At 65.1% G+C, this 23,015-nt stretch carries 22 protein-coding genes; 15 read left to right on the top strand and 7 right to left on the bottom strand.

The window, feature by feature from the left end; translation table 11 throughout:
* The first annotated feature begins 1 nt into the window (after position 1).
* From Q0105_RS18695 to Q0105_RS18660, 8 genes are all read left to right on the top strand, one after another.
* A complete protein-coding gene (locus Q0105_RS18695; protein WP_298213872.1) occupies positions 2–787 on the top strand; it encodes an ABC transporter ATP-binding protein in 786 nt (261 codons plus the stop codon).
* 15 nt (positions 788–802) lie between these two features.
* Positions 803–1,732, top strand: a complete 930-nt coding sequence (locus Q0105_RS18690) for a branched-chain amino acid ABC transporter permease (protein WP_298213869.1) — start codon at positions 803–805, stop codon at positions 1,730–1,732.
* Between the two features lie 150 nt (positions 1,733–1,882).
* Positions 1,883–2,959 (top strand): branched-chain amino acid ABC transporter permease, encoded by a 1,077-nt coding sequence (locus Q0105_RS18685; protein WP_298213867.1) that lies wholly within the window; start codon positions 1,883–1,885, stop codon positions 2,957–2,959.
* Positions 2,960–3,085: 126 nt separating this feature from the next.
* Positions 3,086–4,414 carry an ABC transporter substrate-binding protein gene (locus Q0105_RS18680; protein WP_298213865.1) on the top strand — a complete coding sequence of 443 codons (1,329 nt, stop codon included), beginning with the start codon at positions 3,086–3,088 and terminating at the stop codon, positions 4,412–4,414.
* 221 nt (positions 4,415–4,635) lie between these two features.
* A complete protein-coding gene (locus tag Q0105_RS18675) occupies positions 4,636–5,448 on the top strand; it encodes an ABC transporter ATP-binding protein (protein ID WP_298213863.1) in 813 nt (270 codons plus the stop codon).
* A 163-nt stretch (positions 5,449–5,611) separates the two neighbouring features.
* Positions 5,612–6,859 carry an AMP-binding protein gene (locus tag Q0105_RS18670; protein ID WP_298213861.1) on the top strand — a complete coding sequence of 416 codons (1,248 nt, stop codon included), beginning with the start codon at positions 5,612–5,614 and terminating at the stop codon, positions 6,857–6,859.
* A 251-nt stretch (positions 6,860–7,110) separates the two neighbouring features.
* Positions 7,111–8,097, top strand: coding sequence for a tripartite tricarboxylate transporter substrate-binding protein (locus Q0105_RS18665; protein WP_298213860.1), 987 nt, complete (start codon positions 7,111–7,113; stop codon positions 8,095–8,097).
* Between the two features lie 213 nt (positions 8,098–8,310).
* Positions 8,311–9,366 carry a tripartite tricarboxylate transporter substrate binding protein gene (locus tag Q0105_RS18660; protein ID WP_298213858.1) on the top strand — a complete coding sequence of 352 codons (1,056 nt, stop codon included), beginning with the start codon at positions 8,311–8,313 and terminating at the stop codon, positions 9,364–9,366.
* Between the two features lie 54 nt (positions 9,367–9,420).
* On the opposite strand, the gene Q0105_RS18655 is transcribed toward Q0105_RS18660, so the two are convergent.
* Positions 9,421–9,759 carry a DUF1840 domain-containing protein gene (locus Q0105_RS18655; RefSeq protein WP_298213856.1) on the bottom strand — a complete coding sequence of 113 codons (339 nt, stop codon included), beginning with the start codon at positions 9,757–9,759 and terminating at the stop codon, positions 9,421–9,423.
* A gap of 240 nt (positions 9,760–9,999) precedes the next feature.
* On the opposite strand from Q0105_RS18655, the gene Q0105_RS18650 reads away from it, so the two are divergent.
* The 6 genes from Q0105_RS18650 to Q0105_RS18625 all read left to right on the top strand — a co-directional run bounded on the left by Q0105_RS18650 (position 10,000) and on the right by Q0105_RS18625 (position 17,103).
* The gene (locus tag Q0105_RS18650) at positions 10,000–12,360 is read left to right on the top strand and encodes a bifunctional salicylyl-CoA 5-hydroxylase/oxidoreductase (RefSeq protein WP_298213854.1); all 2,361 of its coding nucleotides are present in this window, start codon (positions 10,000–10,002) and stop codon (positions 12,358–12,360) included.
* A gap of 2 nt (positions 12,361–12,362) precedes the next feature.
* Positions 12,363–12,842: a MarR family transcriptional regulator gene (locus tag Q0105_RS18645; RefSeq protein ID WP_298213852.1), complete on the top strand. Its 480-nt coding sequence runs from the start codon at positions 12,363–12,365 to the stop codon at positions 12,840–12,842.
* Positions 12,839–13,693, top strand: coding sequence for an enoyl-CoA hydratase family protein (locus Q0105_RS18640; protein ID WP_298213850.1), 855 nt, complete (start codon positions 12,839–12,841; stop codon positions 13,691–13,693). Before Q0105_RS18645 ends, Q0105_RS18640 begins: the two co-directional genes overlap by 4 nt.
* A gap of 161 nt (positions 13,694–13,854) precedes the next feature.
* A complete protein-coding gene (locus Q0105_RS18635) occupies positions 13,855–15,060 on the top strand; it encodes an acyl-CoA dehydrogenase family protein (protein WP_298213847.1) in 1,206 nt (401 codons plus the stop codon).
* Positions 15,061–15,064: 4 nt separating this feature from the next.
* On the top strand, positions 15,065–16,705 hold the full coding sequence (locus tag Q0105_RS18630) for an AMP-binding protein (protein ID WP_298213845.1): 1,641 nt from the start codon (positions 15,065–15,067) through the stop codon (positions 16,703–16,705).
* Positions 16,706–16,707: 2 nt separating this feature from the next.
* Positions 16,708–17,103 carry a RidA family protein gene (locus tag Q0105_RS18625; RefSeq protein WP_298213843.1) on the top strand — a complete coding sequence of 132 codons (396 nt, stop codon included), beginning with the start codon at positions 16,708–16,710 and terminating at the stop codon, positions 17,101–17,103.
* Here Q0105_RS18625 and Q0105_RS18620 read toward each other — a convergent pair.
* Positions 17,048–18,016, bottom strand: coding sequence for an EamA family transporter (locus Q0105_RS18620; protein ID WP_298213841.1), 969 nt, complete (start codon positions 18,014–18,016; stop codon positions 17,048–17,050). The two genes, Q0105_RS18625 and Q0105_RS18620, sit on opposite strands and share 56 nt — an antisense overlap.
* A 97-nt stretch (positions 18,017–18,113) precedes the next feature.
* On the opposite strand from Q0105_RS18620, the gene Q0105_RS18615 reads away from it, so the two are divergent.
* Positions 18,114–18,575, top strand: coding sequence for an Lrp/AsnC family transcriptional regulator (locus Q0105_RS18615; protein WP_298213839.1), 462 nt, complete (start codon positions 18,114–18,116; stop codon positions 18,573–18,575).
* A 15-nt stretch (positions 18,576–18,590) separates the two neighbouring features.
* On the opposite strand, the gene Q0105_RS18610 is transcribed toward Q0105_RS18615, so the two are convergent.
* Genes Q0105_RS18610 through Q0105_RS18590 form a run of 5 tightly spaced genes read right to left on the bottom strand, consistent with a single transcriptional unit; the run spans position 18,591 to position 23,007 of the window.
* On the bottom strand, positions 18,591–19,415 hold the full coding sequence (locus tag Q0105_RS18610) for an aspartate dehydrogenase (RefSeq protein ID WP_298214442.1): 825 nt from the start codon (positions 19,413–19,415) through the stop codon (positions 18,591–18,593).
* Positions 19,416–19,420: 5 nt separating this feature from the next.
* A complete protein-coding gene (locus Q0105_RS18605; RefSeq protein WP_298213837.1) occupies positions 19,421–20,029 on the bottom strand; it encodes a 3-hydroxyanthranilate 3,4-dioxygenase in 609 nt (202 codons plus the stop codon).
* Between the two features lie 20 nt (positions 20,030–20,049).
* Positions 20,050–21,510, bottom strand: a complete 1,461-nt coding sequence (locus Q0105_RS18600) for an FAD binding domain-containing protein (RefSeq protein WP_298213835.1) — start codon at positions 21,508–21,510, stop codon at positions 20,050–20,052.
* A complete protein-coding gene (locus Q0105_RS18595) occupies positions 21,507–22,001 on the bottom strand; it encodes a (2Fe-2S)-binding protein (protein WP_298213834.1) in 495 nt (164 codons plus the stop codon). The genes Q0105_RS18600 and Q0105_RS18595 overlap by 4 nt, the downstream gene beginning before the upstream one ends.
* 25 nt (positions 22,002–22,026) lie before the next feature.
* Positions 22,027–23,007: a dihydrodipicolinate synthase family protein gene (locus tag Q0105_RS18590; protein WP_298213832.1), complete on the bottom strand. Its 981-nt coding sequence runs from the start codon at positions 23,005–23,007 to the stop codon at positions 22,027–22,029.
* Between the last annotated feature and the right edge of the window lie 8 nt (positions 23,008–23,015).

The raw sequence follows: 23,015 nt of genomic DNA, 5'->3' as shown, positions 1-23,015 counted from the left end.
CATGACCAAGAAAAAGATCGGCGACGTCATCCTCGACGTCAAGAACATCAGCCTGCGGTTTGGCGGGGTGAAGGCGCTGACCGACATCTCGTTCAACGTCAAGGAGCACGAGATCCGCGCCATCATCGGCCCCAACGGCGCAGGCAAGAGCTCCATGCTCAACTGCATCAACGGCGTGTACACGCCGTCCGAAGGCTCCATCACGTTCAGGGGCAAGACGTTTGACCACATGAACTCGCGCCAGGTGGCCGAGATGGGCGTGGCGCGCACCTTTCAGAACCTGGCGCTGTTCAAGGGCATGAGCGTGATCGACAACATCATGACCGGCCGCAACCTCAAGATCAAAAGCAACCTGCTCTTGCAGGCGCTGCGCATCGGCCCCGCCGAGCGCGAGGAGATTCGCCACCGCGAATATGTCGAACACATCATCGACTTCCTCGAAATCCAGGCTTTCCGCAAGACCCCCGTGGGCCAACTGCCCTACGGCCTGCAAAAACGCGTGGACCTGGGCCGGGCACTGGCCATGGAGCCGCAGGTGCTGCTGCTCGACGAGCCCATGGCCGGCATGAACGTGGAAGAAAAGCAGGACATGTGCCGCTTCATCCTGGACGTGAACGACGAGTTCGGCACCACCATCGTGCTCATCGAGCACGACATGGGCGTGGTGATGGACATCAGCGACCGCGTGGTGGTGCTCGACTACGGCAAGAAGATCGGCGACGGCAGCCCCGATGAAGTGCGCAGCAACGAAGACGTGATCAGTGCCTATCTGGGCACATCGCACTGATCGGGAGAAAAACACATGGCATTCTTTCTGGAAACACTGATTGGCGGCCTCATGGCCGGCATGCTGTATTCGCTGGTGGCGCTCGGCTTCGTGCTGATCTACAAGGCCTCGGGCGTCTTCAACTTCGCGCAGGGCGCGATGGTGCTGTTCGCCGCGCTGGCCATGGCCCGCTTTGCCGAGTGGATCCCCAAGTGGACCGGCATCGAGAGCCCCATCGTGGCCAACCTCGCAGCCTTCGTGATCGCGGGCGCCATCATGTTCGTGGTGGCCTGGCTGATTGAAAAGCTGGTGCTGCGCCACCTCGTGAACCAGGAGGGCGCCACGCTGCTCATGGCCACGCTGGGCATCACCTACTTCCTGGAAGGCCTGGGCCAGACGATGTTCGGCAGCAACATCTACAAGATCGACATCGGCATGCCCAAGGAGCCGATCTTCATGCTCGACAGCATCTTCCAGGGCGGCATCCTGATCAACAAGGAAGACGTGATCGCCGCCGCCATCGCGGCCGGTCTGGTGGCGCTGCTCAGCGTGTTCTTCCAGAAGACATCCACCGGCCGCGCGCTGCGCGCCGTGGCCGACGACCACCAGGCCGCCCAGTCCATCGGCATTCCGCTCAACCGCATCTGGGTGATCGTGTGGTGCGTGGCGGGTGTGGTGGCACTGGTGGCCGGGATGATCTGGGGCAGCAAGCTCGGCGTGCAGTTCTCGCTGACCACGGTGGCGCTGCGTGCGCTGCCGGTGGTGATCCTGGGTGGCCTCACATCCGTGCCGGGCGCCATCATCGGCGGGCTGATCATTGGCGTGGGCGAGAAGCTCTCGGAGGTGTACCTGGGCCCATTCGTGGGCGGGGGCATCGAGATCTGGTTTGCGTATGTGCTGGCGCTGGTGTTCCTCTTGTTCAGGCCCCAAGGCTTGTTCGGCGAAAAAATCATTGATCGCGTATGAAATACGAGAGCCATGATTTTTCGAAGGAGGCACAACGTGCGCAGCGCGTTGACTGCGGGAACGAAGTTCACACAGGGCACCGCAGGTGCGCCCCCGTGCACAAGATCATCGACCGCGTGTAACCCATAACGACAAGAACAGGAGCCCCCTATGCTTTACCGCGAAAACGGTCAGTTCAAGACCAGCTACCGCGCCGACCAGCAGATTTTTCCCATCGCGCAAGACCGCATCGGCATTGCGCTGCTGCTGGCCGTGGCCTTCCTTGTTGTGCCCATGCTGGCCAGCGACTACATCTTCCGCGCCATCCTGATCCCCTTCGTCATCATGGCGCTGGCGGCCCTGGGCGTGAACATCCTGGTGGGCTACTGCGGCCAGATCTCGCTAGGCTCGGGCGCCTTCATGGCCGTGGGCGCTTACGGGGCCTACAACTTCTTCGTGCGTTTTCCGGGCATGCCGTTGATCCCGGCGCTGATTCTGGGCGGGCTGTGCGCCACCTTCTTCGGCATCCTGTTCGGGCTGCCCAGCCTGCGCGTGAAGGGGCTGTACCTGGCCGTGGCCACGCTGGCCGCGCAGTTCTTCAGCGACTGGATGTTCCTGCGCATCAAGTGGTTCACCAACAACTCCGACTCGGGCTCGGTGTCGGTGAACAACCTGCAGGTGCTGGGCATGCCCATCGAAAGCGCCACCAGCAAATACATCTTCTGCCTGGCGCTGCTGGTGGTTGTGGCGTTGCTGGCCAAGAACCTGGTGCGCGGTGCGATTGGCCGCGAGTGGATGGCCATCCGCGACATGGACGTGGCCGCCGCCGTGATTGGCATTCGCCCCATGTACGCCAAGCTCAGCGCGTTTGCCGTGAGCTCCTTCATCGTGGGCATGGCCGGTGCGCTGTGGGCCTTCGTGCACCTGGGCGCCTGGGAGCCCGCTGCGTTCTCGGTGGAAATCTCGTTTCGCCTGCTGTTCATGGTGATCATCGGCGGGCTCGGATCCATCTCGGGGGGCTTCTTTGGCGCGGCCTTCATCGTGGTGCTGCCCATCGTGCTCAACCAGTTTTTGCCTGCGTTCATGGGCCTGTTCGGCATCGAGGTGTCCACCGCAGGCGTTTCGCACGCCGAGCTGATGATCTTCGGCGCGCTGATCGTGTGGTTCCTGATCGTGGAGCCGCATGGCCTGGCCAAGCTGTGGTCCACCGCCAAGCAGAAGCTGCGCCTGTGGCCCTTCCCTCATTGAGCGAAGAGCCCTTGCGGAAACCCCTTACTCGCAATTCCTGATACGGCCAGCCCGCATTGCCGCGTTAACTGTCTGTCCCTCTGGTTTTTTCCCGTGCTTCAACACATTCATTCAAAGGAGACATCCATGAAGCTTTCGAAACTCGTGATCGCCGCTGCGGTGGTTGCCGCAGGCGCCTCGGCCGTCACCACCAGCGCCTTTGCGCAAGCCAAGGAGCAGTTCTTCCCGCTGCTGTCCTACCGCACCGGCCCCTATGCACCCAACGGCGTGCCATGGGCCAACGGCAAGCAGGACTACATCAAGATGATCAACGCCCGCGATGGCGGCATCAACGGTGTGAAGCTCACCTTTGAAGAATGCGAAACCGGCTACGCCACCGACCGCGGCGTGGAGTGCTACGAGCGCCTGAAGGGCAAGCCCGGCGTGTCGCTGTTCGACCCCCAGTCCACCGGCATCACCTTCGCGCTGACCGAGAAGGCCCCCGTGGACAAGATTCCGCTGATGACGCTGGGCTATGGCCTGTCGGTGGCGCAGGACGGCCAGGCGTTCAAGTGGAACTTCCCCTTCATGGGCAGCTACTGGACCGGCGCCGACATCCTGATCCAGCACATCGGCAAGGCCGCTGGCGGCCTGGACAAGCTCAAGGGCAAGAAGATCGCGCTGGTGTACCACGACAGCCCGTTCGGCAAGGAGCCTATCCCGCTGCTGCAGGAACGCTCCAAGATGCATGGCTTTGAGCTGCAGATGCTGCCTGTGACTGCGCCTGGCGTGGAGCAGAAAGCCACCTGGCTGCAGGTGCGCCAAAGCCGCCCCGACTACGTGCTGCTGTGGGGCTGGGGTGTGATGAACTCCACCGCCGTGAAGGAAGCACAGGCCACGGGCTACCCCCGCGACAAGATGTATGGCGTGTGGTGGGCGGGCGCGGAACCCGATGTGCGTGACGTAGGCGAAGGCGCCAAGGGCTACCACGCCCTGACGCTCAACGGCTATGGCACCCAGTCCAAGGTGATCCAGGACATCATGAAGCACGTGCATGGCGCAGGCCAGGGCACAGGCCCCAAGGATGAAGTGGGCTCGGTGCTGTACACACGCGGCGTGATCATTCAGATGCTGAGCGTGGAAGCCGTGCGCCGTGCGCAAGAGCGCTTTGGCAAGGGCAAGGTCATGACTGGCGAGCAAGTGCGCTGGGGCATGGAAAACCTGGCCCTTGACCAGAAGAAGCTGGACGCACTGGGCTTCAAGGACCTGATGCGCCCCATCTCCACCAGCTGCGCCGACCACATGGGCTCTACCTGGGCCCGCGTACACACCTGGGACGGCAGCAAGTGGGGCTCCCCATCTGACTGGTACCAGGCCGATGAGCAGATCCTCAAGCCCATGGTCAAGGCCGGTGCCGACAAGTACCTGGCCGACAAGAAGATGACGCGCCGGGATGCGGCGGATTGCCAGAGCTAAGTACATCCCCCTGAGCGGCTTTGCCGCTTCCCCCTTCTCTCTTAGCGCTACGCGCTGCGGGAAGGGGGACGCCACCAGCGCGGCGGGGCGGCCCTTGCGCGGTGGCACTGGCTTGGGCAGCGACAGTTTCTCGGGCCAGTGAACAGCGGTTGCTTTTTTGGCAGCCGCCAATCCAAAGAGTTGTGCGCCAGCTTTTTGGATTGGTACAGGAAGGCAACACCATGGACTCCAACAGCAATATCGTTCTCAACGTCAACGGCATCGAGGTCATCTACAACCACGTGATCCTGGTGCTCAAGGGCGTCTCGTTGCAGGTGCGCGAGGGCAGCATCGTGGCCATTTTGGGGGGCAACGGCGCGGGCAAGACGACCACGCTGCGCGCGATCTCCAACCTGCTCAAGGGTGAGCGCGGCGAGGTCACCAAGGGCTCCATTGAGCTGCGCGGCGAGCGCATCGAGAATCTCTCGCCCGCCGACCTGGTGCAGCGCGGCGTGGTGCAGGTGATGGAGGGGCGGCACTGTTTTGCCCACCTGACGATTGAAGAGAACCTGATGACGGGCTCCTACACCCGCACCAGCAAGGCCGAGATCGCGGCCAATCTGGAGAAGGTCTACAACTACTTTCCGCGCCTCAAGACACGCCGCACCTCGCAGGCGGCCTACACCTCGGGCGGCGAACAGCAGATGTGCGCCATCGGCCGCGCGCTGATGGCCAACCCCAGCATGGTGCTGCTCGATGAGCCCTCCATGGGCCTGGCGCCGCAGATCGTGGAAGAGGTGTTCAACATCGTGAAAGACCTGAACACCAAGGAAAAGGTCACCTTCCTGCTGGCCGAGCAGAACACCAACATGGCCCTCAAGTATTCGGACTACGGCTACATCATGGAAAGCGGCCGCGTGGTGATGGACGGCGCTGCGAGCGACCTGGCCAACAACGAGGACGTCAAGGAGTTCTACCTGGGCGTGGGCGGTGGCGAGCGCAAGAGCTTCAAGGATGTGAAGAGCTACAAGCGGCGCAAGCGCTGGCTGGCTTGAGAAGCCGCCTGTCGCGGTGGCGCTGGTTCGGACCACGCCGTTTTCAAGAGGACGCAAAGAATGATTCGCCAAAGAAATCACTCTCAAACTCATAGCTATTCGCGCTTTACCAGAAAGCGCAAAAGGCCTATTTCATTCATAAAACCGTAGAGGAACCCCAGGCATGAGCACGTTCTATGACGCCCTGGAAACCCGCAGTCCACAGGAGCGCGAAGCGGCCCTGATGGCCGCGTTGCCGCAACAGATCGCCCACGCCCAAAAAGCCTCACCAGCCTTCGCCGGGATTCTGGCGGGCGTGGATGCGGCGGCGGTGACCACGCGCCAGGCGCTGGCCCGGTTGCCCGTCACCCGCAAATACGAGTTGCTGGAGCGCCAGCAGGCAGGCCGTGCGGCCAATGTGTTTGGCGGCTTCAGTGCATTGGACTTCGGGCCTGGCATGACGCGTGTGTTCGCCAGCCCCGGCACCCTCTACGAACCCGAGGGCACGCGGCGCGACTACTGGCGCATGGCGCGGGCCATTCATGCGGCGGGCTTTCGCGGCGGCGAGCTGATCCACAACAGCTTCAGCTACCACTTCGTGCCTGCCGGTTCGATGATGGAAACAGGCGCCCACGCGCTGGGCTGCACCGTGTTCCCTGGCGGCACGGGGCAAACCGAGCAGCAGGTGCAGGCCATGGCCGAGCTGCGCCCGGCGGGCTACATCGGCACGCCCAGCTTCCTCAAGATCATTGTCGAAAAGGCCGCAGAGATGGGCGTGGCGCTGCCCAGCGTGACCAAGGCCCTGGTCTCGGGCGAGGCCTTTCCGCCCTCGCTGCGCGACTGGTTCGCCGCGCGTGGCATTGCCGGTTACCAGTGCTACGCCACGGCCGACCTGGGGCTGATTGCCTACGAAACATCGGCGCGCGAAGGCCTGGTGCTGGACGAAGGCGTGATCGTCGAAATCGTACGCCCCGGCACGGGCGACCCGGTGCCCGAGGGCGAGGTGGGCGAGCTGGTGGTCACCACGCTCAACCCCGACTACCCGCTGATCCGCTTTGGCACTGGCGACCTCTCGGCAGTGTTGCCCGGCGCCTGCCCCACAGGCCGCACCAACACCCGCATCAAGGGCTGGATGGGCCGCGCCGACCAGACCACCAAGGTGCGCGGCATGTTCGTGCACCCCGGCCAGGTGGCCTCTATCGCCAAACGTTTTCCGCAGGTGCTGCGCGCACGCCTGGTAGTCAGCGGCGAAATGGCCAACGACCAGATGGTGCTGCAGGTCGAGACCAACGAAACGGCCGAAGGCCTGGCCCGCCAGTTGGGCGATGCCATCCGCGAGGTGACCAAGCTGCGCGGCGACGTGCAGATGGTGGCCCCTGGTTCGCTGCCCAACGATGGCAAGGTGATCGAGGACGCGCGCAGCTACAAGTAAAAGGAACGGCCCCTCTTTGATGGGAATCCTGAAGTTTGCGGCAGCGCAAAGCATGCCCACTCTGGTCGCACGGAAATTGCAGTGTTTACCCTAGGATTGCTCACTAATTAATAGCAACAATCCGTTGACAATCAAGCGCTACAGCCTGATTCACCTTAAACTCACCGCAGGCTGCGCGCTACGTACTATCCGCAATGCCTCGCGTGACCCCCCTCGCTATCATGGCCCGTCATTTACAGGAGCATCCATCCATGAAAACAATGCTGAAAGTCACACTGATTGCCGCAGCCGCTGCTGCGGCCCTCGGCGCCAATGCCCAGGACTTCCCCGCCAAGGACAAGACGGTCACCCTGGTGGTGCCTTTCTCCGCCGGTGGCCCTACCGACCGCGTGGCACGCGACTTGGCCGAGGCACTGCGCAAGCCCCTGGGCGCGAACGTGGTGGTGGACAACACGGCCGGTGCTGGCAGCTCCATCGGCTCTGCCCGCGTGGCACGCGCCACACCCGACGGCTACACGCTGCTGCTCAACCACATCGGCATGTCCACCATGCCCGCGCTGTACCGCAAGCTCCCGTTCAACGTGCTCAACGACTTTGAGTACCTGGGCATGGTCAACGAAGTGCCCATGACGCTGATCGCGCGCCCCAGCATGCCCGCCAACAACTACAAGGAGTTGACGGCCTGGATTCAGCAGAACAAGGGCAAGATCAATCTGGGCAACGCAGGCCTGGGCGCTGCGTCGCACCTGTGTGGCCTGATGTTCAAGTCGGCCCTGCAAACGGAAATGACGGATGTCCCCTACAAGGGCACCGCTCCCGCCATCACCGACCTGATCGGCGGCCAGATCGACCTGCTGTGCGACCAGACCACCAACACCACGGGCCAGATCGAAGCCAAGAAGGTCAAGGCATACGCCGTGACCACCGCCAAGCGCCTGACCACGCCCGCCCTCAAAGACCTGCCCACGCTGGCCGAATCCGGCCTGAAAGACTTCAACGTGAGCATCTGGCACGGCGTGTACGCGCCCAAGGGCACGCCCGCCGACGTGGTCAAGAAGATCAACGAAGCCCTCAAGGTGGCCTTGAAGGACGCCGACTTCATCAAGAAGCAAGAAGGCCTGGGCGCTGTGATCGTGACCGACAAGCGCGTGGATGGCGCCGAACACAAGAAGTTCGTGGCCGCCGAGATCGACAAGTGGGGCGCCGTCATCAAGGCTGCCGGCACTTACGCTGACTGATCGACTGATCGACTGATCGACTGATCGACTGATCGACTGATCGAACAGTCGCGCACTCCAGCTGCTCGAACCGCCGCGCACCGCAAGGTGTCGGCGGTTTTTTTGTGGGCCGCTTGTGCCATGCATCGCGTGCTGGTTGGGGTAATCCATCTGCCGGAGCGGCCCCGGTCCGCGTAGAACAGGGGCACACAGAACCGCACCCTCAAGGACGCCATGGCACGACAAGCTCTTCACCACCCCCTCGCCCTTTCTTCTTCGCGCCGCCGTGCGCTTGCAGCCGCCGCCAGCGTGGTGGCACTGGCCTGCGCCGCCACGCTGCTGGCCCCCACCACCGCCCAGGCCCAGAGCGCCTGGCCCAACAAGCCCGTGCGCATTGTGGTGCCCTTCGCACCCGGCGGCACCACCGACATCCTGGCCCGCGCCATCGCCCCCGAGCTTTCGCGTGCCTTCGGCCAGCAGTTCATCGTGGACAACCGCGCTGGCGCCGGTGGCAACGTCGGTGCCGACGTGGTGGCCAAGTCGCCGGGCGACGGCTACACCCTGCTGATGGGCACGGTGGGCACACACGGCATCAACCGCGCGCTCTATGCCAAGCTGCCCTACGACCCCATCAAAGACTTTGTGCCCGTCACCCTGGTGGCCGCCGTGCCCAATGTGATGGTGATGAATGCCGACAAGGCCAAGTCCATGGGCATCACCAACGTGCAGGATTTCATCCGCGCGGCCAAGGCCAACCCCGGCAAGCTGAACATGGCGTCGAGCGGCAATGGCACCTCCATCCACCTGGCGGGCGAGCTGTTCAAGAGCATGACCGGCACCTTCATGCTGCACCTGCCCTACCGGGGTTCCGGCCCCGCGCTGCTGGACCTGGTGGGCGGCAACGCCGACGTGATGTTCGACAACCTGCCCTCGTCCATGGCGCAGATCAAGGCAGGCAAGCTCACCGCCCTGGCCGTGACCAGCGCGGAGCGCTCCAGCGCCCTGCCCGATGTGCCCACGGTGGAGCAAGCGGGCGGCCCCATGCTCAAGGGCTACGAGGCCAGCTCCTGGTTTGGCCTGCTGGCACCGGCAGGCACACCGCCCGACATCGTCAACCGCATCCAGCAAGAGGTGGCCAAATCACTGGCCACGCCTGCCATCAAGGAACGGCTGCTGGCGCAAGGCGCCATCCCCGGCGGCAACACGCCTGCCGAGTTTGCCAAGCACATCGACAATGAGCACAAGAAGTGGGCCCAGGTGGTCAAGGCCTCGGGCGCCAAGGTGGACTAAAACCCCGGCCGCCCGCACCGCAGACCCGGCGGGCCAAGCGGGGCAGGCTGGCTTTTACGCGCCCCAGACCACGTCGTTGCCTTCGGCGGCGCTGCGGCGCAGCATGTCGATGAAGGGCGCGGCGCGCTGGCGCAGGCCCACGGGGTCGCGGTCCTTGTCATCGGGCTCCATCTCATCCGCAGCATCGGCGTTGGCGGGCTGACCGCCCTCGCCAAAGCGCCGCTCTTCATCCAACACCGCAGCCTCCAGGGCTTGCACGGCGGCCGGAATCTGCTCGGCCGTCACGATGCCGCGCGGGCCGGGGTCCTTGCCGATCAGTTGCAGCAGGCGCTTGCCGTCGGGCTCCAGCATGATCAGGTCGGCGGTGGAACGGGATTTGAACTTGTAGAGCATGGGAAAAGTGCTTTCTTCAAGGGATTGAATGCAGTGGTTCACGCCAACAGGCTTGCGTGAACAGCCCATCTTATTGTGCGCCGGGGATGCCATCGCATCCAACCCACCGGACGCAAAACCCCGCACTTTGAACACGAACTACCGGCCTTGGACCACACCCGCCTGCAGGCCCGTCGGCCTCCACCCAGCGATGGGAACACCCCATTGACAGCATTTTGTTTAGACCTAAACTATTTCAGCATGAACATCCTCTGCATTGGCGGCGGGCCCGCCGGTCTCTACTTCGCCCTGCTCATGAAGCAGCAAAACCCAGCCCACCGGGTCACGGTGGTGGAGCGCAACCGGCCGTTCGACACCTTCGGCTGGGGGGTGGTGCTGTCAGACCAGACGCTCGAGAACCTGCGCGCGGCCGATGCGCCCACTGCAGCGCTCATCGGCGATGCGTTCAACCACTGGGACGACATCGAGGTGTTCTTCAAGGGCCGCAGCGTGCGCTCCACCGGCCACGGTTTTTGCGGCATCGGTCGCAAGCGCCTGCTCAACATCCTGCAGGACCGGTGCCTGGCGGTCGGCGTGGAGCTGGTGTTCGAGACCGATGTGGCCGACGACCAGGCGCTCGCCGCGCAGTACAACGCCGACCTGGTGATCGCCAGCGACGGCCTCAACAGCCGCATCCGCACGCGCTACACAGCCACCTACCAGCCCGACATCGACCTGCGCGAATGCCGCTTTGTCTGGCTGGGCACACACAAAAAGCTCGACGCTTTTACGTTTGCGTTCGAAGAGACCGAGCACGGCTGGTTCCAGGCCCACGCCTACCAGTTCGATGCCGACACCTCCACCTTCATCATCGAAACGCCCGAGGCGGTGTGGAAGGCCCACGGCCTCGATCAGATGGAACAGCCCGAAGCCATTGCGTTCTGCGAAAAGCTGTTTGCGAAGTACCTCGATGGCAACGCACTCATCAGCAATGCCACGCACCTGCGCGGCTCGGCCAACTGGATCCGTTTTCCGCGCGTGATCTGCAACACCTGGGTGCACCGCGAGACCATTGGCGGCAAGCGCGTGCCCATCGTGCTGATGGGCGATGCGGCGCACACCGCGCATTTTTCCATCGGCAGCGGCACCAAGCTCGCGCTCGAAGATGCGATCGACCTGGCCAACGAATTCGCCACAGGCTTGCCCATCGACGACGTTCTGCAGCACTACGAGGCGCGCCGCAGTGTGGAAGTGCTCAAGATTCAGAACGCGGCGCGCAACTCCACCGAGTGGTTCGAGAACGTTTCGCGCTACACCGGCATGCCCATCGAGCAGTTCGCGTATTCGCTGCTCACCCGCAGCCAGCGCATCAGCCACGAAAACCTGCGGCTGCGCGACGCCGCGTGGCTCGAAGGCTACGAGGCCTGGCTGGCGGGCGGCAAGGCGGCGGTGCCTCCCATGCTCACGCCGTTCACGCTGCGCGGCGTGACGCTCAAAAACCGCATCGTCGTCTCGCCCATGGCCACCTACAGCGCGGTCGATGGCGTGCCGCAGGACTTCCACCTCGTGCACCTGGGCGCGCGCGCGCTGGGTGGTGCCGCGCTGGTGATGGTGGAGATGACCAGCCCCACGCCCGAAGGCCGCATCACCCCTGCCTGCACGGGCCTGTGGAACGACGCGCAACAAACTGCCTTTGCCCGCATCGTGAACTTCGTGCACGGCAGCAGCACTGCAAAAATCGGCCTGCAACTGGGCCACAGCGGCCCCAAAGGCTCCACGCGCGTGGGCTGGGAAGGCACGGACGAGCCATTGGAAGCAGGCAACTGGCCCTTGCTGGCCGCCAGCCCACTGGCCTATGGCGCGCAGAACCAGACACCCGCGGCCATGACCCGCGCCGACATGGACACCTTGACCGCTGCCTTCGTCGCCAGCGCCCGGCGCGCCGTGGCCTGCGGCTTTGACTGGCTGGAGCTGCACTGTGCGCATGGCTACCTGCTGGCCAGCTTCATCAGCCCTGCGACCAACCAGCGCACCGACGAATACGGCGGCAGCCTCGCCAACCGCTGCAGCTACCCGCTCGAAGTGTTCACCGCCCTGCGCGCCGTGTGGCCGCAGGACAAGCCGATGAGCGTGCGCATCTCGGCCCACGACTGGCTGCCCGATGGCAATACACCCGACGACGCCATCGAGATCGCGCGCCTGTTCCAGCAGGCGGGCGCGGACCTGATCGATGTCTCGTCCGGCCAGACCACGCGCGGCTCGCGCCCCGTGTATGGCCGCATGTACCAGACACCGTTTGCCGATCGCATCCGCAACGAGGTCGGCATCGCCACCATGGCCGTGGGCGCCATCACCGAGGCCGACCATGCCAACAGCATCATCGCCGCGGGCCGTGCCGACCTGTGCGCCATTGCCCGCCCCCACCTGGCCGACCCGGCCTGGACGCTGCACGCCGCCGCACAGCTGGGCCCCGTGGCCGCCGCGCACACCGACTGGCCGGTGCAATACACCAGCGGCCGCGACCAGATGCTGCGCGAGATATCCAAACAAAAACAGGTGCTAGCGCTTGCCAATCAAGCGCAATCAGCTACAAAAAACAGAGCATCCGAGGAAGAAGGCTAGCCATGGACCTCGAAGCCCGCCTGCACGGCGCCGCCCCCAGCGAGCACCCCGAGGCCCTGCGCCTGTGGTTGCGCATGCTCACCTGCACGCAGCTCATCGAAAAGCAGGTGCGCAGCCGCCTGCGCGCGCAGTTCGACACGACCTTGCCGCGCTTCGACCTGATGGCTCAACTGGAGCGCGCGCCGGACGGCATGAAGATGAAAGAGCTCTCGCGCCGCATGATGGTGACCAGCGGCAACATCACCGGAATCACCGACCAGCTCGTGGCTGAAGGGCTGGTGGAGCGCATGGAGGTGGAGGGCGACCGCCGCGCCTACCTGGTGCGCCTCACGCCCCAGGGCCGCGAACAATTTATCGGCATGGCGCGCCAACACGAGCAATGGATTGTCGAGGCCTTCGCCACGCTGGGCGAGCGCGACATCGCCACCTTGTACCGCCTGCTGGGCAAGGTGAAAGAACACACACAGGAGACCGCCGAATGAAGCACTACATCGGGGCAAACAACCCCATGCGCGAGCAATTCAACCCACAGGCCAGCTACGTGGCCGAACACTTCGCCTGGAGCTTTGATGCGGGCGTTGGCACCGTCACGCTCAACCGGCCAGACCGCAAGAACCCGCTCACCTTCCAGAGCTATGCCGAGCTGCGCGACTTCTTTTACGCGCTGCGTTTTGCCACCGACGTGAAGGCCATCGTGGTGACCGGCGCGGGCGGCAACTTCTGCTCGGGCGGCGACGTGCACGAGATCATCGGCCCGCTCACCACCATGAGCATGCCCGAGCTTCTGGAGTTCACACGCATGACGGGCGACCTGGTGAAAGCCATGCGCGCCTGCCCACAGCCCGTGCTTGGCGCCATCGACGGCATCTGCGCCGGTGCGGGCGCCATGATGGCGCTGGCCTGCGACATGCGTTATGGCACCGAGGCCACCAAGACAGCCTTTTTGTTCACCCGCGTGGGCCTGGCCGGTGCTGACATGGGCGCCTGCGCCCTGCTGCCCCGCATGATCGGCCAGGGCCGCGCGAGCGAGCTGCTGTTCACCGGCCGCGCCATGACCGCGCACGAGGGCCTGGCCTGGGGTTTCTTCAACGATTTGTACGAGCGCACCGACCTGCTGGCCAACGTGCAGGCCACGGCGCGCGCACTGGCCAGCGGCCCCACCTTCGCCCATGGCATGACCAAGACCATGCTCAGCCAGGAGTGGAGCATGACCATCGAGCAGGCCATTGAGGCCGAGGCGCAGGCCCAGGCGATCTGCATGCAGACGGAAGACTTCCGGCGCGCATACGAGGCTTTCGCTGCCAAGCAAAAGCCGGTGTTCCAGGGGGACTAGGAAAGAGGCTTATGCGAAAGCGCCTTGGTTTCTCTCCATCTTCTGCTGATCCGACATGCAACCCCACGAACCGTTCGGGCTGAGCCTGTCGAAGCGCTGCGCAAGGCTTCGACAGGCTCAGCCCGAACGGGTGTGAAATTCAAACAGGCCCCTCACCCACCATGCACGTTGCAACGACCCCCGCGCCCCGCCCGCCCTCTACCGCGCACCTGGCCCTGCCCTTTTTCGACGATGCCCACCGCACGTTGGCCGAGGGCCTGCTGCCCTGGGCCGCCGCGCAAGAGGTCGATGAAACCGATGACCGCGCCGCCTGCCGCGACTGGGTGCAACGCCTGGGCGCAGGCGGCTGGCTGCGCTACTGCGTGCCTGCCGCCCATGGCGGCGCTCTGCCCGCGCTCGACTCGCGCGCGCTGGTGCTGCTGCGCGAGACGCTGGCCTACCACTCGCCACTCGCAGACTTCGCGTTTGCGATGCAGGGTTTGGGCAGCGGTGCGATCACGCTGGCAGGCAGCCCCGCGCAGCAGGCGCATTACCTGCAGGGTGTGGCGCGGGGTGAGCTGATCGCGGCGTTTGCGCTGTCCGAGCCCGAGGCGGGGTCGGATGTAGGTGCTATGCAAACAATAGCTGCTCGCGCTTATGAATCAAGCGCTAGCGGCAAAAATGATTCATATTCCCTGACCGGCACCAAGACCTGGATCAGCAACGGCGGCATCGCCGACTTCTACTGCGTGTTCGCCAAAACCGACCCCACAGGCGGCACACGCGGCATCAGCGCTTTCGTCGTCGATGCGAACACGCCAGGGCTTGATACCTCGCACCACATCCACGTGATGGCGCCGCACCCGCTGGCTACGCTGCAATTCACTGACTGCGCCGTGCCCGCCGCAGCGCTGCTGGGCGAGGAGAACGGCGGCTTCAAGCTGGCCATGCGCACGCTCGACATCTTCCGTGCGTCGGTTGCTGCCGCAGCCCTGGGCATGGCGCGCCGCGCGCTGGCCGAGGCCGTGCACCACGCACGCCAGCGCCGCATGTTCGGCCAGACGCTGGCCGACTTTCAGCTCACACAAGCCAAGATCGGCGAAATGGCCGCGCTGGTGGACAGCGCCGCGCTGCTCACCTACCGCGCGGCCTGGTTGCGCGACCAGGGCCAGCCGCGCGTGACCGCCGAGGCCGCAATGGCCAAGATGACCGCCACCGAAAACGCCCAGCGCGTGATCGACATGGCGCTGCAACTGCACGGCGGGCGCGGCGTGGAGGTGGGCAGCAAGGTCGAGTCGCTGTACCGCGACATCCGCTCGCTGCGCATCTACGAAGGCGCCACCGAAGTGCAGAAACTCATCATCGGCAAGGCCGTCCTGCAGGAGTGATCCCATGAAAGCCCCCTCCGAACCATCCGCCCAACCCGACCATTTTGTGCACGACCGGCTGCCGCCCGCATCCGCCTTGCCAACCATGCGCTACGACCTGCCCGAGCTGCAGATCGCAGACCAGGCCAACCTGGTGCACGCCCTGTTCGACCAGGCCGAGCGCGCGGGCCATGCCCACCGCCCGCTGCTGCGCGGCCCCCACCGCATCGTCACCTACCAGGAAGCGCGCACCGAGGCCGCGCGCATTGCCGAAGTGCTCACACAAGACCACGGCCTGGTGCCCGGCAACCGCGTGTTGCTGCGCGGCGGCAACACGGTGGAGATGGCGCTGGCCTGGCTGGGCACGGTCTACGCGGGGCTGATCGCAGTGGCCACCATGCCGCTGCTGCGCGCGGGCGAGCTCGCCAGCATCATCGAGCGCGCCCAGCCCACGCTGGCCCTGTGCGACGGCCGCCTGCTGGCCGAGCTGCAGGCCGCGCAGGCGCAGCACCCGGTGCTGGCCACCATCGTGCCCTTCCACACCGCGCCCGATGCGGCTGACCTGCTCCAGCGCACGCAAGGCAAACCCGGCGCCACGCTGCCCTGCCCTACGGCGGCGGATGACATCGCCCTCATGGCCTTCACGTCTGGCACCACGGGCTCGCCCAAAGCCGCCGTGCACACCCACCGCGATGTGCTGGCCGCCTGCGAGGCCTGGCCGCGCCACGTGCTGCGCGCCACACCCGACGACATCGTGGCGGGCTCACCACCGCTGGCCTTCACCTTCGGGCTGGGCGGCTTGCTCGTGTTTCCGATGTGGGCCGGGGCCAGCGTGTACTTTCCGGACCAGCCCTACACGCCAGAGACCATGGTGCGCCTCATGCGCGAAGCGGGCGTCACCATCTGCTACACCGCGCCCACGTTCTACCGCCAGATGGCGCCGTTCGCCAGGCAGATCGGCCTGCCACAGCTGCGCACCTGCGTGAGCGCGGGCGAGGGCCTGCCCGACGCCACACGCCAGCTCTGGAAGAGCGCCACCGGCATCGACATGACGGACGGCATCGGCGCCACCGAGATGTTCCACATCTTCATCTCATCGGCGGGCGGCGAAACACGCCCCGGCGCCGTTGGCAAGGTGGTGCCCGGCTACACCGCCAAGGTGGTGAACGATGATGGCCACGAAGTGCCGCGCGGCACCGTGGGCAGGCTCGCCGTGATCGGCCCCACGGGCTGCAAATACCTGGACGACCCACGCCAGGCCAGGTATGTGAAAAACGGCTGGAACTACCCCGGCGACGCCTTCGTGCAAGACGCCGACGGCTACTTCTTCTACCAGGCGCGCGACGACGACATGATCATCACCGCCGGCTACAACGTGGGCGGCCCCGAGGTGGAAGACGCCCTGCTGCGCCACCCCGCCGTGGCCGAGTGCGGCGTGATCGGTATCCCCGACGAAGAGCGTGGCATGGTGGTCAAGGCTGTCTGTGTGCTCAAACCCGGCCACACCCGCGATGCCGCCATGGTGAAGGTGCTGCAGGACCATGTGAAGGCCACCATCGCCCCATTCAAATACCCGCGCGTGGTGGAGTTCGCCACCGCGTTGCCCCGCACCGAAACCGGCAAGCTCCAGCGCTTCAAGCTGCGCCAGGGCGCTCAGAAAACATGACCATGCACACCCTTTTACAACCCGACGGCTGGGTGCCCCCCAAGGGCTACGCCAACGGCGTGGCCGCGCGCGGCACGATGGTCTTCACCGGCGGCCAGATCGGCTGGAACGCACAGCAGCAGTTCGAGAGCGATGACTTCATCGACCAGACCCGGCAAACGCTGCTGAATGTGCGCGCCGTGCTCGAGGCCGGTGGCGCAGGCCCCGAGCACCTGGTGCGCCTGACCTGGTACGTGGTGGACCGCAACGAATACAACAGCCGCCTCAAGGAGCTGGGCGCGGTCTACCGCGAGGTGCTGGGCAAGAACTTTCCGGCGATGGCCTGCGTGCAGGTGGCGGGGCTCATGGAAGAGCGCGCGAAGATCGAGATTGAAGCAACCGCCGTAATCCCGGACTGAGCTTTTCCATCCACCGCTGCAACACCTGCCCGTACAGGATGAACGCCAACGCAGCGCCAATCAGCGGCAGCGCGGCAAACACCCAACCCGTGAGCAGCTCACCACCCAGCGCCACCCCCACCAGCAAGGCCACGGCGGGGTTCACAAACGAATAGCTGCCCGCCAGCGCGGCCGAGGTGTTCTGCAGCAGCCACAGGTAGGCATTGAGCGCGACCAGCGTGCCAAACACCAGCAAATACACCCATGCCGCCCACGACTTCGCGCTGACCTGGCCCAGCGCGGAAAGTGGCTCGAACCACAGCGCCACCACCAACCCCATGGCACCGCCCACAAACCATTGTGCAGCCGAAGCCATGGCGGGTGCGGGCAGCGAGAGTTTGCGCGACGCGTAGGAGCCGATGCTCCAGCACAGCGGCGCACCAAAGGCCAGCAGCGCACCGAGCCAGGTAGCTGAAAAGTCGCCCTCCAGCGCCAACAACAGCGCGCCCACCACACCAAGCGCCAGGCCGATCCAGCTGGTGAAAGGCACACGCTCGCCGCCCCAGCGCGACCACAAAGCCAGCCACATGGGCATGGTGGTCACCACCGTCGCCATCAGGCCCGAACCAATGCCGAGCTTCTGCGCAAAGCCGATGAAGTTCATCGCCAAAAACACCATCAGCCCGCCCACGATGGCCGAGTTGCGCCACTGCACGGCCGTGGGCAACGCATGCCCCTGCCACAGCGCGATGAGCAGCATCACCCCACCCGCGCACAAAAAGCGGACGGCATTCATGAGCAGCGGCGGCATGCTCTGCAGCGCAATGCCGATGGCGAAGTACGTGGTGCCCCACACCACATAGACCAACAGCAGGGCCACGGCCACCGCCCAGGTGCTTGCTGCACGGGCTTGCGCATTGAAAATCGCTGGCATATTCTTTACTTCACCGAATAATTTATGGAAACCACAAGGTTTTCGGAATTTTTACCAAAATCAGGCGACTATGCAAGCAAATATTCAGACAGATGACATGGACGCCAGAATTATTTCGGCACTGGGGGCAGATGGCCGACGTTCCTATGCCGACGTGGGAGCGGAGGTGGGGCTGTCCACTGCCGCCGTGCATGAGCGCGTGAAGAAGCTGCTGGACAAGGGCGTGATCCGCCGCTTTTCGATCAGCGTGGACCCGGAGCGCGTGGGCTTGAATTTCACCGCCTTCGTGGCCATCCGCAACGATGGCGGCATCCACTGCCGCGACGTGGCCCCCCGCCTGCGCGCCATGCCCCAGGTGGAAGAGCTGCACAGCGTGGCGGGCGAATACGACTTTTTGGCCAAGATCCGCACCACCCACGCGCGCGCGCTGGAAGACGTGATCTACGAGATCAAGGCCATCGACGGCGTGGCCCGCACCACCAGCACCGTGGTGCTCAACACCGAGTTCGAAGACCGGCCGCTGGACCTTGCCTGGGTGAACGCGGGCAAAACCGACTGAGCGACACCCTCTGCGTCAGATGGCCACGCCCACCGCTGCATTGCGCACCGCTCGCACCAGGCTATAGACCGTCAGCGCCGAGGTCTTGGGGTTGGCGGCCAGCGGCAGGTTTTCCATCTGCAGTTCAAACCGGCCAAAAGCACCGCGCGCGATGACCGTGTGCACATTGCGCACCACCGCAGGGTCGGCCACCAGCTCTACCTGGGTGCGGTCCAGCCCCAGCCCCGCCAGCGAGACCGTGGCCGCCACATTGGCATTTTTGGGAAACTGCCGCGCCGCCTCGCGCGCGCTGCCGCGAAAAATCACCTGCGCCGCCGTGAGCCGCGCCAAATCGAAAGCATGCTCGGCCGGTGTGCCTACCCAGCTCAGCGGGGGTTTGCGCCCCACATAGGCCACTTCGTCAAGCCCGCCAAAACGCGCCGCAGCCAGCGCGTCGATGGCGCCAATGGCGCCAGCCACCAGCTGCAGCCGCGTGCCACCCTCGCGCGCCGCCGCCTCCAGCCAGGCGAGCAAATCAGCGTCATGCAAGGCGCCGACCGAAGCCATCGCACAGGGAACCCCCGCCCGCAGCGCGGGCACCACATGGGCCAGCACCGCCTCGTGGCCCGCGCATTCGACCACAAGGTCGGGGCACTGTCCGGGGCCCAGGTCCAAGGTGCTTTCCACACGCGCCTGCGGTGCAAACGCCGCGCACGCCGCCTGCGCGGCCACGCGCGAACTGGGTGACACGATGACCTGCTCCAGCCGCACGCCAGCGTCGCCCGCCAGTTCCCTGGCCAGGGCCTGGCCGATGGCGCCAAAGCCGATCACGGCAAGCCGCAGCGGTGCGCGGGGCCGCATCGCCGTCATGCCGAAGTCGCCGTGTTCGGAAAACGCTCTGCACAGCGGGCATGCCAACTGCGCCAGTCGCGGCCCGGATGCACCTCGCCGCAGTGCGCGCAGGTGCGCTCGGCTGCCGGTGTGTCGTAGAACGCGGAATAAGCCCGGGGCAGGTCTTCGACGATGCTCTGCAATTGCAACTCGCTGCGCACTACCAGGCTGCCACATGCGGCGCAGTACCACTCGAAGGCATCGATGAAGCCTACGGGCCGGTTGCGCTCCACCACCGTGCACAGGCTGCCCGGCTCGGGCCGCTGGGGTGAATGGCGCACATGCGCGGGCAGCAGAAAAATATCGCCCTCGCGCAGGTGTACACGCTCGAACTTGCCACGATCAGCGATCAGCAGCGAGGCGTTGCCCTTGAACTGGTGGAAGTACTCCTCGTAGGGGTCGTCATGGAAGTCGGTACGCTCGTTGGGGCCGCCCACCACCGTGCAGATCAGGTCAGAGTTCTGCCATATCTGCTGGTTGCCCACGGGGGGCTTGAGGCGCGCGCTGTGGGTATCCAGCCAGTTCTGGAAGTTCAGGGGCTTGCTGTAATGGTTATAGGTCAGCTCGGCAGGTTGATAAGGCATGGGGAGACTCACTTTCTCGGTTAGAACCACCGGGCGATCAGGCGTTGCAGCCTTCGCCCCCATCGAAACAATCGCGGGCCGCCTTCTTCGGGCGGCGTGCCCGCCAGGGGTGCGCCCAGCACCGCACTGAAACGCTGAAAAAACTCTTCGCTGAGTTTGCGCGAGCTGGCCTCGACCAGCCGGTTGCCAAACTGCGCCAGGCGCCCGCTAAGCTGCACCTGCACCCACCAATGCAGCAAGGTGCCACCATCGGCCGTGGGCTCGAAGCGCACGCGCGCCGTGCCCTGGCCACTGCCCAGTGCGCCCGCCTGGCCGACGAAGACCATGGTCAGCGACTGGGGCGGCTGCAGGTCGCTCAGCGTCACATCGCTCTTGAAACGTACCGACAACGGCCCCAGCCCCACCTTGACCGTGGCCTCGTAGGCGGTGGCACTACGCTGCGCCAGGGCTTCACAGCCAGGGATGCTGGCCTGCAGGTTCCGGGCATCAAGAATCGCCTGCCAGACCTGGGCCGGCGGTGCCGCGAGCAATTGGCGGCCGCCGAAGCCGTCGGCGGGCGTCTCGCCTACAGGCGCTTGCAAGGATGTTGGCTCCGCGCGCACCGTCGGAGCGAGTGGTGCCAACCGTGGAAAGGACTCACCCGTCAACGCAGTCACACAGCGCCGCGCCAACACCCAGGCCAGGTGGCGCCGGTATTCGGCGGAGGCATGGATATCTCCCAGCGCTGCAAGGCCCGCGGCCATGGAGGGTGACTGCATGGCCGCCAATTCAAACCGCTCTGCCAGTGCCTGCTCGGCGCCATGCCAACGCACAACGCCCATGCCCAGTCCCGTCGCGGCCACGCGCACCTGGCCCGGCCCCACCCAAGCCACGGCCACGCCGACCAGCGCGAATCGTGAGGCCGGTTGCTCGAACTTGAGGTAACGCAGGCCACTTTTCATCTGCGGAAAGCGCACGCCAACAATCAACTCGCCGGGTACCAGCGCCGTGGTGTAGAGGCCCTGAAAATAGTCATCGGCCACCACCTCGCGTTGCGAGGTGACGATGGTTGCGCCAGCAGCCAGCACGCCCGCTGGCCAGCAGGCTGCGGGGTCATTGTGCGCGAGGGCGCCACCGATGGTCCCCATGTTGCGCACCTGCGCGTCGGCAATGCCGCCAGCCAGTGCCGCAAGGCCGGGCGCAAAGTCGCGCACGGTATCGCTGGCCGCCACACTGGCATGCGTAGCCATGGCACCCACCCAGAGCGCAGGCACACCGTCCGGCCCTACCTCCACGCGAATATCGCGCAGCTCCGACAGGCCCTGCAGGTCCACCAGCACCGAGGGCGCCGCCATGCCAAGTTTCATGGCCGCGAGCAGCGACTGCCCACCTGCCAGCCAGACATGGCCGCCCTTACCATCGTGCTCGCCAACGCCAGGCGCGGCCATGAGCGCAAGCGCATCGGCCAGCGAGGCAGGGCGCAGGCAGTCGACCCGGTTCATGCCGCCCCTGCCCGGCGCATTGCCACCAGGCCTTCGCAGACCGCGTGGACGATGCCCTCGTAGCCCGTGCAGCGGCACAAGTTGCCGCCCAGGGCATGGCGCACCCAGTGGGGATCGATGGGATCGCACAAGGCCTCGGGCTCGTCAGCCATCGACACCGCGCGCATCAGAAAACCCGGCGTGCAAAAGCCACATTGCAGCGCATGGTGCTTGCTGAACGCCTGCTGCATGGGGTGCAACCGGTCTTGTGCCGGAGCCAGCCCTTCGACGGTGCGCACCGCACGACCAGCCACCTGCACGGCCAGCACGTTGCACGACTTCACGGCCCGGCCATCCACCTGTACCGTGCAGGCACCACACTGGGCCGTGTCGCAACCCTGGTGGGTGCCGCACAGACCCAGCGGCCCGCGCAGGCAGTCCACCAGCAACGTGCCCGGTTCGACCTGCACGCTGCACGCGCTGCCGTTGACTTGGATCTGCACTTCCTGCATGCCCGGCTTCATCCTATGGTGTTGATCAGGACAAGCGCAGACCGCAGCCAGCAAAGGCTTCGCGCGTGGCCGCCAGTTCGGCCTCTGTCAGGTTGAGCAGTGGCCGGCGCACTCGGCCGCCATGCTGGCCCAGAAGATCCTGCCAGGCCTTGGCATGTGCCTGCGGCTTGCCCACGGGCTTGCTGGCGCGCAGGGCAGCACGCACGGGCTCCAGGCTGTCGCGCACCTTGCGCGCCTCTTCATGCTTGCCTGCGAATGCGAGCCGGGTGTATTCATTCATGCGCTGGTCCACCTTTGTCTGCAGCAGGAACGGCGGCGTAGAGCACAGGTAGAGCTTCCAGTTGAGCTCGATGATGTTGTCCAGCCAGTCCTCTTCGGAGGGGTTGCTGACCTGAATTTTGTGACCTGCGAGCTCGGTCAGGCGTTTGTAGCTGGCCCGGTCGGCGCTGTACTTGATGGCCACGATGTTGGGCAGGTCGGCGATGCGGTTGCACAGCTCAGGGCTCATGGTGTAGCCGCAGTCGGGGTGGTTCCACATGGCGATGCCAATGTCCAACTGCTCAGAGAGGTAGCGGTAGTACTCGTAGATCGTCTCTTCCGTGTCCGCGCCGAAATGCAGCACCGGGCTGTGCACGATCACGTAGTCCGCACCGACGTTGGCCGAGTGGCGTGCGAGGTCGATCACCAGGTCGAGATTGGTGTCCGAGCACGATGCCACGATGCCGCAGCGGCCAATGCCACCACGGTCGCCAGCGGCCTGCGCGGCCTCGACCGACAGCGAGATCAGGCGCTTGCGCTCATCCACCGACATGGAGAAGAACTCGGCCTGCTTGCCCGCGATGAACAGGCCGCCCAATTGGAGGTCGCGGATCCAGTGGTCCAGATTCTGGCGCAAGGCCTTCTCGTCGATGCGCAGCGCCTCGTCGAAAGGCGTGAGGTTGGCGGCCCACACTCCGACAAAGTGCTCGCGGGCGTATTCTTTGGCTTCAGATCTTTTGTAGTCCATCACTTTTT

It is taken from the genome of Acidovorax sp. (genome assembly GCF_027492855.1).
GTDB lineage: Bacteria > Pseudomonadota > Gammaproteobacteria > Burkholderiales > Burkholderiaceae_C > Acidovorax.
Note: the sequence above shows the minus strand (reverse complement) of the source record. Positions and strands in the feature narration are given on the sequence as shown.

What these genes read in the sequence shown, in the direction of transcription:
- Q0105_RS18685 (WP_298213867.1), top strand. Translation starts at nt 1,883, where the DNA reads ATGCTTTACCGCGAAAACGGTCAGTTCAAGACCAGCTACCGCGCCGAC.
- Q0105_RS18695 (WP_298213872.1), top strand. Translation starts at nt 2, where the DNA reads ATGACCAAGAAAAAGATCGGCGACGTCATCCTCGACGTCAAGAACATC.
- Q0105_RS18650 (WP_298213854.1), top strand. Translation starts at nt 10,000, where the DNA reads ATGAACATCCTCTGCATTGGCGGCGGGCCCGCCGGTCTCTACTTCGCC.
- Q0105_RS18605 (WP_298213837.1), bottom strand. Translation starts at nt 20,029, where the DNA reads ATGCCTTATCAACCTGCCGAGCTGACCTATAACCATTACAGCAAGCCC.
- Q0105_RS18625 (WP_298213843.1), top strand. Translation starts at nt 16,708, where the DNA reads ATGCACACCCTTTTACAACCCGACGGCTGGGTGCCCCCCAAGGGCTAC.
- Q0105_RS18630 (WP_298213845.1), top strand. Translation starts at nt 15,065, where the DNA reads ATGAAAGCCCCCTCCGAACCATCCGCCCAACCCGACCATTTTGTGCAC.
- Q0105_RS18610 (WP_298214442.1), bottom strand. Translation starts at nt 19,415, where the DNA reads ATGCGGCCCCGCGCACCGCTGCGGCTTGCCGTGATCGGCTTTGGCGCC.
- Q0105_RS18675 (WP_298213863.1), top strand. Translation starts at nt 4,636, where the DNA reads ATGGACTCCAACAGCAATATCGTTCTCAACGTCAACGGCATCGAGGTC.
- Q0105_RS18635 (WP_298213847.1), top strand. Translation starts at nt 13,855, where the DNA reads ATGCACGTTGCAACGACCCCCGCGCCCCGCCCGCCCTCTACCGCGCAC.
- Q0105_RS18640 (WP_298213850.1), top strand. Translation starts at nt 12,839, where the DNA reads ATGAAGCACTACATCGGGGCAAACAACCCCATGCGCGAGCAATTCAAC.
- Q0105_RS18655 (WP_298213856.1), bottom strand. Translation starts at nt 9,759, where the DNA reads ATGCTCTACAAGTTCAAATCCCGTTCCACCGCCGACCTGATCATGCTG.
- Q0105_RS18680 (WP_298213865.1), top strand. Translation starts at nt 3,086, where the DNA reads ATGAAGCTTTCGAAACTCGTGATCGCCGCTGCGGTGGTTGCCGCAGGC.
- Q0105_RS18660 (WP_298213858.1), top strand. Translation starts at nt 8,311, where the DNA reads ATGGCACGACAAGCTCTTCACCACCCCCTCGCCCTTTCTTCTTCGCGC.
- Q0105_RS18595 (WP_298213834.1), bottom strand. Translation starts at nt 22,001, where the DNA reads ATGCAGGAAGTGCAGATCCAAGTCAACGGCAGCGCGTGCAGCGTGCAG.
- Q0105_RS18690 (WP_298213869.1), top strand. Translation starts at nt 803, where the DNA reads ATGGCATTCTTTCTGGAAACACTGATTGGCGGCCTCATGGCCGGCATG.
- Q0105_RS18645 (WP_298213852.1), top strand. Translation starts at nt 12,363, where the DNA reads ATGGACCTCGAAGCCCGCCTGCACGGCGCCGCCCCCAGCGAGCACCCC.
- Q0105_RS18665 (WP_298213860.1), top strand. Translation starts at nt 7,111, where the DNA reads ATGAAAACAATGCTGAAAGTCACACTGATTGCCGCAGCCGCTGCTGCG.
- Q0105_RS18670 (WP_298213861.1), top strand. Translation starts at nt 5,612, where the DNA reads ATGAGCACGTTCTATGACGCCCTGGAAACCCGCAGTCCACAGGAGCGC.
- Q0105_RS18590 (WP_298213832.1), bottom strand. Translation starts at nt 23,007, where the DNA reads ATGGACTACAAAAGATCTGAAGCCAAAGAATACGCCCGCGAGCACTTT.
- Q0105_RS18600 (WP_298213835.1), bottom strand. Translation starts at nt 21,510, where the DNA reads ATGAACCGGGTCGACTGCCTGCGCCCTGCCTCGCTGGCCGATGCGCTT.
- Q0105_RS18615 (WP_298213839.1), top strand. Translation starts at nt 18,114, where the DNA reads ATGGACGCCAGAATTATTTCGGCACTGGGGGCAGATGGCCGACGTTCC.
- Q0105_RS18620 (WP_298213841.1), bottom strand. Translation starts at nt 18,016, where the DNA reads ATGCCAGCGATTTTCAATGCGCAAGCCCGTGCAGCAAGCACCTGGGCG.